Below are 6,693 nucleotides of genomic sequence, written 5' to 3' on the forward strand. Positions count from 1 at the left end.
TTTTTTTGCTAATCCAAAATTTTTTTCGGTGAGAAGCCAATGTAGTCGGCGGCCACCAGCTGATAGGCCACGCTCCCCTGCACCCCTTCTACCGCCAGACGGTGGCTGGGGCCGTGGAGATGCCCGTAGCAGCACACCTTCACCTGGTACTGCTCCAGAAGCTGCAAAATCTCCGGACACTGGTATCCTTTATACAGGGGCGGATAGTGGAGAAAACAGTACTTCTCCGCCTCCCCTGCCGCCTTCAGCGAGGTCTCCAGGCGCATTACTTCCCGGCGAAACACCTTTCCCGAGGGGGCATTGGCCTGCTCCTCATAGAACCAGCCCCGGGTGCCGCACAGGGCCACATCCTTGTAAAAGGCGCAGTTGTTGTGGAGAATGTGCAGCCGATCCAGGCCGTTTTCCCGGAAAAAAGCGTTCATCTTGGAGGCGGTATTCCACCAGTAGTCGTGGTTCCCTTTCAGAATCCACTTCTCCCCGGGCAGCCTGGTATTGAGAAATTCCAAATCCTTTTTGGCCTCCTCCAGGCTCATGCCCCAGGACAGATCCCCGCACAGCACCACCGTGTCGTCCTCCGCCACTCCGGAAAAGCCAGCCTCCAGCTTGTCCACATATCCTTCCCAGCTGCCCCCGAACACTTCCATAGACTTGTCCGAGCCCAGAGACAGGTGGGTATCTCCCAAGGCATACAGAGCCATTGCGTCACCCCTTACTGCTGCTTGAGATGCGCCAAAACCTGATCCACCATGTGCTCCTTCTCGGTCACTGTGTCAAAGCGCACCTGCTTGTCCTTGAGCGCAGCCAGCGGCTTGGGCACCTCCACACCGGTGAGCTGGGAGAGCTGATCCAGAATCTCAGTGCCGGGGGCAAACTCCTTCTCCCCCAGAGCGTCCAGTACGCTGGAACAGAACTTAAAGGGGCTGGCGGTGGACACCACCACCGTCACCGTCTGATCTCCGCTGTCCTTGCGATACTGCTCCAGCACATCAAAGGCCACGGCAGTGTGGGGATCAATGAGGTAGTGCTTCTCCTTCCACATCTTGGCAATGGTCTTCTTGGTCTGAACGTCGTCGCAGTACCCGGCAGCAAAGGTCTGTTGCAGTTTAGCCTTGATCTCCTTATCCACCTCATAGCGACCTTCCTGGGCCAGCTGCTCCATGTAGGAGGCCACCAGCTTGTCATCCCGGCCGGAGAGCTCAAAAAGCAGCCGCTCCAGATTGCTGGAGATGAGGATATCCATGGAGGGGGACAGCGTGTTGTGGAAAGGACGGTTGCGGTCGTACACGCCGGTGCGGATGAAGTCGGTGAGCACGTTGTTCTCGTTGGAGGCACAGATCAGAGTCTTGATGGGCACCCCCATCATTTTGGCATAGTAGGCAGCCAGAATGTTGCCGAAATTTCCCGTAGGTACACAGACATTGATTTCCTGCCCCTGCTCAATGGCGCCTTGCTTGCGCAGATCACAGTAGGCAGAGATGTAGTAGACGATCTGAGGCAGCACCCGGCCCCAGTTAATGGAATTGGCAGAGGACAGGAAGTAGCCCCGCTCAGAGAGCTGCTGGGCCAGTTTCTCGTCGGAAAACAGCTTCTTCACTCCGGTCTGGGCATCATCGAAGTTGCCCACCACGGCGCAAACTCCCACGTTTTCCCCTTCCTGCGTCACCATTTGCAGCTGCTGGATGTCAGACACACCATCCTTGGGGTAGAAAACCAGGATCTGAGTGCCGCTGACATCCTTAAAGCCCTCCAGAGCACCCTTGCCCGTGTCCCCAGAGGTGGCCACCAGAATGCACACCGTCCGCTTCTCATCGGTTTTCACCAGGGAGGCAGTGAGCAGGTGGGGCAGCATTTGCAGCGCCATATCCTTGAAAGCACAGGTGGGGCCGTGCCACAGCTCCATGCAGTGGGTGTTCTCATCCACCGCCCGCACCGGGGCCACGTCGGGGTCAGAGAACTTCTCCTCGCCGTAGGCCGCTCTGGCATAGTTGGTAAGCTCCGAGCTGGAGAACCCCTCCAGGAAAGCGGTCAGCACATACACCGCCCGCTGCTGGTAGGACATATCCTTCAAACGCTCCAGGGCATTGCCTGCCAGGCGGGGCATCACCTGAGGGGTCATCAGACCACCGTCGGGGGCCAAACCCTTGGAAATGGCCTGAGCTGCGCTCATGCGCAATTTATTGTCTCTTGTGCTCAGATAATTCATAATTGTCTCACTACCCCCATTAAATTATTGTAAAACAGGTCCTGCAAAACCTTTTCTTCATATCCATGGGCCAGAAGATACTCCCAGAGATCCTCCAGCTTGGTAATATGGGACAGGGCCGGGATGAGCTGGGCGCCGTCCCAGTCTCCCCCCAGGGCCACACACCTGGCCCCACCCAGATCCAGCATGTGATCCAGGTGTCGGCGTACATCTTCCAAACCTCGGCCACCCCCCACAAAATTCTCGTAGAAGTTCAGGCCGATGATACCTTGATGCTCTATTATGGCAGTAATCTGTTCATCCGTCAAGTTTCTTGTGTGATCGCATATGGCCCTGGCATTGGAGTGGCTGGCCACCACTCCCCTGGGACACAGCTCCATCACGTCCCAGAACCCAGCCTCCGAAAGATGGGACACATCCACCAGCATCTCCAGCTCCTGCATACGCAGGACAAACTGCCTGCCCAGCGCAGTCAACCCCTGCTGGGGATTCTCACAGTGGGAGCCACTGAGGGCGTTTTCGTGATTCCAGGTCAGGTTGACCCCGCACACGCCCTCCCGGGCGGCCCATGCCAGGCCCTTGAGGCTGCACCCCAGCAGCTCCGCCCCTTCCACCCAGAGGAAAGCGGCACACCGTCCCATCTCATTGGCGTGCCTGGCCTGTTGGGCGGTGGTACACTGGGTCACCATGTGGGAGTAACACTCCATCTGCCGCCGAAAGTAGCCCAGTTGGCACTTGCAGGTGGCCTCCAGGCACTCGCCCCCCACATACCCTTTGGCTGACCACAGGGCAAAGATCTGGGCATAGCTTCCAAAGGTATCCAAGGCGGAGGAAAGCTCCAACGCCCCTGTGTTATAGGGCAGCTCCTCCCCCATGGACCAGCAACGATACACCGTGTCACAGTGTCCATCCATGACCATCCGCCGGTTCATACCCACTCACCTCTTAAAAAGCGTTTTCCAGATAGTTTATGCGGGGATGGCTTGTCTCAGTCCCCTGGGGTGCATAGATTTCCGCCACGTCAAACCGGGGCTGAAGATGGGTGGGATGGCTTTGCAGATAAAGAAGCGCCGCTGCCCGCAGCTTTTGCTGCTTGGTGTGGGTCACCGCCTCCCGGGCGGTGGCCACGTCAGAACTGCGCCGCAGCTTCACCTCCACAAAAGCCAGAAAGCGGCCCTTGGAAGCCACAATGTCCAGCTCTCCCAGGCGACAGCGGTAGTTCACATCCAAAACCTCATATCCCCGGTTCCGCAGATAGGTCGCCACCTGGTTCTCCCCCCACTTGCCCAGCAGCCGGGCCGTTCCCCCGCCCCTCACAGCTTCTTCAAAAAGCTGCGGCGGTGGATGGGGCATGGCCCGTGCTGCCGCAGCAACTCATAGTGAAGCTTGGTGGGATAGCCCTTATGTTGGTCAAACGCATATTGGGGGTACACCTTGGCCATCTCCTCCATATGCCGATCCCGGCTGACCTTGGCCAGAATGGACGCTGCGGCAATGCAGGCAGAATGGGCGTCCCCCTTCACCACCGTCTGGTGGGGTGAGGTAATGGCACAGCGGCTGCCGTGGTCCCGATTCCCATCCACCAGTACCAGCTCAGGAGCAGGCTTTAGCCCGTCAATGGCCCGCTGCATGGCCAGCATCCGGCAGTTGAGTATGTCCAGCTGGTCGATCTCCTCCGGCTCAGCCCAGGCCACGCTCCAGCTCAACGCCTGCTCCCGGATGATGTCAAAGAGCAGCTCCCGCCGCCGGGGTGTCACCTTCTTAGAGTCATTGAGGTAGGGCAGCTGGATGTCCCGAGGCAGGATCACTGCCCCAGCATACACCCGCCCGGCCAAGGGGCCTGCCCCAGCCTCATCCACACCGGCCATCAGCTCCACACCCCTCTGGGTACGCACTTCTTCATCCCACGCATAGAGGCCAATATGATTCTCTTCCTTATTCATGAATGTCCTCCGGCCGTTCCAGGGTAAAGCGTCCCAGCTTGCCACCCCGGAACTCGTCCAGCAGCACCCGGGACATCCGTTCCGTGTCCACCTCGCCCCCGGAAATGAGCATGCCACGCTTGCGGGCTGCCATCTCCAGCAGCTCCCAGCCCGCTTTTCCATCCACATCCTTGAGCTTGTACCGCTCCTCCAACACGCCGGGATAATGGGCACTCAACAGCGCCATCAGGCCACAGGCCAGCTCCTCCCCGTCCAGGATCTCATCCCGCACAGCGCCGGTGAAGGCCAGGTGCATTCCCGTGGTCTCGTCCTCAAATTTGGGCCAGAGAATGCCGGGGGTGTCCAGCAGATCCAGGCCCTGGTCGATGTTCACCCACTGCTTGCCCCGGGTGACACCAGGCCGATCCCCCGCCTTGGCAGACTTGCGCCGTGCCACCTTATTGATAAAGGTGGATTTGCCCACGTTGGGTACCCCCACCACCATCACACGCACCGGGCGGCCCACCTGGCCCTTGGCCCGCCATGCCTCAATCTTCTCCCGCAGGGCCTGCTTGACCACGTTGGAAAATTGGTTGACCCCCTTACCGGTCTTGGCATCCGTCTCCAGCACGGCATACCCCTTTTGCCGGAACCATGCCATCCACTGGGCGGTGACCTTGGGGTCTGCCTGGTCGGCCCGGTTGAAAATAATCATGCGGGGTCGATCCCCCACCATGGAGTCAATATCCGGGTTGCGGCTGGAGATGGGAATGCGGGCATCCACCACCTCTGCCACCATGTCCACAAACTTCACATCCTCCTCCATCTGGCGGCGGGTCTTGGTCATGTGGCCGGGATACCATTGGATGTTCATACTCGTCCCCTTTCTCTGGGAGCCCTGCCCCCAGTGTAAACATTTTGATTTATTATACTAAATTCTTCTGCTCAGGAAAAGAGGGAAAATACAAAAAAAGGAGCGGATATTCCGCTCCTTTTCTCGTGCAACTGGAATTACAGATCTTCCTTGACCTTAGCAGCCTTACCCACACGGTCACGCAGGTAGTACAGCTTGGCGCGGCGCACCTTACCACGACGGACAGTCTCCACCTTCTCGATGGTGGGAGCGTGCAGGGGGAACACCTTCTCCACGCCCACGCCGTAGGAAACACGACGCACGGTGAAGGTCTCCTCGATGCCACCGTGCTTCTTGGCGATGACAGTGCCCTCGAACACCTGGATACGCTCACGGTTGCCTTCCTTAACACGGATGTGAACACGCACGGTGTCACCCACGTTGGCCACGGGAGCCTCTTCCTTCAGATACTTGTCGCTAAATTGCTTCAGCAGTTCCATTGATATTTCCTCCTAATCTTCAGGCGTTCGTGCATCATACACCGATGTGCAGAGGACCACCCTTTTTCAGACCGAGATATTGTACCATAGCCCCCGGAAGAAATCAACCCTTTATTCCCTTCTTTTTCTTTTTTCTCGCCACCATCCCAGCGTCTCCCTGCGCACGATTCCCCAGAACAGCCAGGCAGAGGTGAGCAGCAGGGTGAGGTTGGCGTACAGTCCCACGAGAATGGCTCCCAGCCCCAGCAGTCCGCCCACCAGCACCGCCGAGATGGCCGTCTCCCATCGCTGGGCCCGCTCCGGCCCCAACAGAGGCGTGAGGTAATCGTGGAGTATCCTGGCCCCGTCCAGGGGCACAATAGGAATCAGGTTGAAGCCCCCCACCCCCACACTCAGCACCGCCAGAATGTGCAGTTTGCCTGCCCAGGCCAATGCGCTGAGCAGCATATTGGCCACCGGCCCTGCCAGAGCCACCACGGTGTCCTCCCCATAGGAGATGGTTCTGGGGTAGACCACCGCCATCTCGGCACCCACTGCGGTGAGCCGCACCTGATCCAGCCGCCCGCCCAGCCACTTGGCTGCTGCCACATGGCCCAACTCATGCACCAGGCAGGCCAACAGTCCCCAGGGCAGCAGTCCCACCCCTTCATCTAAATAGAACAGCACCCCCAGCACCAGCCAAAACCCCGCACTCACCTTCCACTCCATCTCAGGACGGGTCAACATAGTAGGCGGGATCCAGGCGGATATTGTCCTTTTCAATGGTCAGATGCAAGTGTGGACCCGTGGCCATTCCGGTCTCTCCCACCAGAGCCACCGTCTGTCCGCACTTCACCTCATCCCCCTTTTGTACCAGCAGCTTGCTGCAATGGGCATAAAAGCTGCTGACCCCATTGCCATGGGTGATCTTCAAGTATAGACCAAAGTCATCGTCACTTCTCCCAATATACTCCACCACGCCATCGGCAAAGGCCACAATGTCGGTGCCCTCGTCGGCAGCGATGTCCAGGGCCAGGTGGAACTCATGCTCCTGGGTGATGGGGTGGGTTCGGTAGCCAAAGGTAGAGGTCACCGGTCCCATCACCGGACACACCGTCTTGGACAGTCCCAGCTCGTAATACTCATAGCTGACATTGGCAGGCAGAGCCACCCCTTCCGGGCTATACTCCTGGGCCACTGCCGTCACCACCGCAGGAGTTGGAACCGGGGTTGGTT

General features: G+C 58.6%; 9 protein-coding genes. All 9 read right to left on the bottom strand.

The window, feature by feature from the left end; translation table 11 throughout:
- Positions 1–8 precede the first annotated feature (8 nt).
- A complete protein-coding gene (locus H9X86_RS06570; RefSeq protein WP_204900759.1) occupies positions 9–698 on the bottom strand; it encodes a metallophosphoesterase in 690 nt (229 codons plus the stop codon).
- Positions 699–709: 11 nt separating this feature from the next.
- On the bottom strand, positions 710–2,203 hold the full coding sequence (gene thrC, locus H9X86_RS06575) for a threonine synthase (protein ID WP_204900760.1): 1,494 nt from the start codon (positions 2,201–2,203) through the stop codon (positions 710–712).
- Entirely contained in the window at positions 2,200–3,135 is a 936-nt protein-coding gene (locus H9X86_RS06580) for a dipeptidase (protein WP_204900761.1), read from the bottom strand. Before H9X86_RS06580 ends, thrC begins: the two co-directional genes overlap by 4 nt.
- 13 nt (positions 3,136–3,148) lie before the next feature.
- Entirely contained in the window at positions 3,149–3,469 is a 321-nt protein-coding gene (locus H9X86_RS06585) for a YraN family protein (protein WP_346011442.1), read from the bottom strand.
- A gap of 47 nt (positions 3,470–3,516) precedes the next feature.
- Positions 3,517–4,146: a ribonuclease HII gene (rnhB, locus tag H9X86_RS06590; RefSeq protein WP_204900763.1), complete on the bottom strand. Its 630-nt coding sequence runs from the start codon at positions 4,144–4,146 to the stop codon at positions 3,517–3,519.
- On the bottom strand, positions 4,139–4,999 hold the full coding sequence (gene ylqF / locus H9X86_RS06595) for a ribosome biogenesis GTPase YlqF (RefSeq protein WP_204900764.1): 861 nt from the start codon (positions 4,997–4,999) through the stop codon (positions 4,139–4,141). The genes rnhB and ylqF overlap by 8 nt, the downstream gene beginning before the upstream one ends.
- A gap of 137 nt (positions 5,000–5,136) precedes the next feature.
- Positions 5,137–5,478: a 50S ribosomal protein L19 gene (gene rplS / locus H9X86_RS06600; RefSeq protein ID WP_204900765.1), complete on the bottom strand. Its 342-nt coding sequence runs from the start codon at positions 5,476–5,478 to the stop codon at positions 5,137–5,139.
- Between the two features lie 111 nt (positions 5,479–5,589).
- Positions 5,590–6,204, bottom strand: coding sequence for a site-2 protease family protein (locus tag H9X86_RS06605; RefSeq protein ID WP_204900766.1), 615 nt, complete (start codon positions 6,202–6,204; stop codon positions 5,590–5,592).
- The coding region (locus H9X86_RS06610; protein WP_204900767.1) for a M23 family metallopeptidase at positions 6,188–6,693 on the bottom strand (506 nt) is incomplete at its 5' end. The genes H9X86_RS06610 and H9X86_RS06605, both read right to left, overlap by 17 nt.

Source organism: Pseudoflavonifractor capillosus, assembly GCF_016902575.1.
Lineage (GTDB): Bacteria > Bacillota > Clostridia > Oscillospirales > Oscillospiraceae > Enterenecus > Enterenecus capillosus_A.

What these genes read in the sequence shown, in the direction of transcription:
- ylqF (WP_204900764.1), bottom strand. Translation starts at nt 4,999, where the DNA reads ATGAACATCCAATGGTATCCCGGCCACATGACCAAGACCCGCCGCCAG.
- H9X86_RS06605 (WP_204900766.1), bottom strand. Translation starts at nt 6,204, where the DNA reads ATGTTGACCCGTCCTGAGATGGAGTGGAAGGTGAGTGCGGGGTTTTGG.
- rplS (WP_204900765.1), bottom strand. Translation starts at nt 5,478, where the DNA reads ATGGAACTGCTGAAGCAATTTAGCGACAAGTATCTGAAGGAAGAGGCT.
- H9X86_RS06570 (WP_204900759.1), bottom strand. Translation starts at nt 698, where the DNA reads ATGGCTCTGTATGCCTTGGGAGATACCCACCTGTCTCTGGGCTCGGAC.
- thrC (WP_204900760.1), bottom strand. Translation starts at nt 2,203, where the DNA reads ATGAATTATCTGAGCACAAGAGACAATAAATTGCGCATGAGCGCAGCT.
- rnhB (WP_204900763.1), bottom strand. Translation starts at nt 4,146, where the DNA reads ATGAATAAGGAAGAGAATCATATTGGCCTCTATGCGTGGGATGAAGAA.
- H9X86_RS06580 (WP_204900761.1), bottom strand. Translation starts at nt 3,135, where the DNA reads ATGAACCGGCGGATGGTCATGGATGGACACTGTGACACGGTGTATCGT.